Consider the following 925-nt stretch of genomic DNA (forward strand, 5'->3'; position numbering starts at 1 on the left):
GTGCCAGCCGCCGCCAGGCCTGCCGGCGCGCGCCGAGGTAGCCCTTCCAGTGCGCGGCGGCCAGCTCCACCGGCGCCAGCGCCCGGCCCATGAGGATGGAGGCGGCGATCATCACGCCGCCGGTGGCGTCGCCGCGCAGCACCAGCAGGGCGCCGATGCCGAGCAGGAGGGATTGCAGCAGCGCCCGGAACGAGCGCGACAGGGCCGCGAGATTGACCGAGGAGACCGCGAGGCGCTCGTTGCCGGCGCGGCTCTCCTGGTCCAGCTCCGCGAAGCGCGCGCGCATGTTGCCGACCATGCCCAAAGCATGGGCCGCCTCGGCGCCGCGCCGCGCGCCCTCGATGAAGCCGGCGCGGCGGGCGGCGACCTCGGTCGCGGTCTTCACCCGCGCCTTGGAGCGCGCCTCGCCGGCAAGCGCCAGGCCGACGATGACGATGGCGCCCGCGAGCGCCGTGAAGCCCAGCCAGGGATGCAGCAGGAAGCACAGGCCCACGAAGAGGGGCACGAAGGGCGCATCGAACAGCACCGTCGGCCCGGGGCCGGAGAGGAAGGAGCGCACCTGGTCGAGGTCGCGCAAGGCGGCGGTGAATTCGCCCGGCGCGCCGAGCCGCGCGGTGCGGTGCAGCCCGTCCGCGAACAGTTCCGGCGCGAGGCGCTCCTCCACCGTGGCGCCGAGGCGCGCCAGCAGCGCCCGCGCGCGGCGTCGATCACGCCCTGCACCGCATAGGCGGCGATCACCAGTCCGGTCAGCGCCACCAGCGTCGGCAGCGAGCGCGAGGGCAGCACCCGGTCATAGACCTGGAGCATGTAGATCGCCCCGGCCAGCATCAGGATGTTGATCGCCACCGAGAACAGGCCGATGCCGGCGACGAGCGGGGCGAGGTCGCGCAGCCCGAGCCGGGCCGCGCCCCGCCCGCCATCCCCC

At 75.1% G+C, this 925-nt stretch carries 1 protein-coding gene; it reads right to left on the minus strand.

Annotated elements, in window-relative coordinates:
• On the minus strand, positions 1 to 664 hold a 664-nt coding region (locus AC2W7M_RS26390), incomplete at its 3' end, for an ABC transporter transmembrane domain-containing protein (RefSeq protein WP_486136136.1).
• Positions 665 to 925: the final 261 nt, after the last annotated feature.

The organism is Xanthobacter sp. BG11Y11_SDJG (assembly GCF_057364445.1).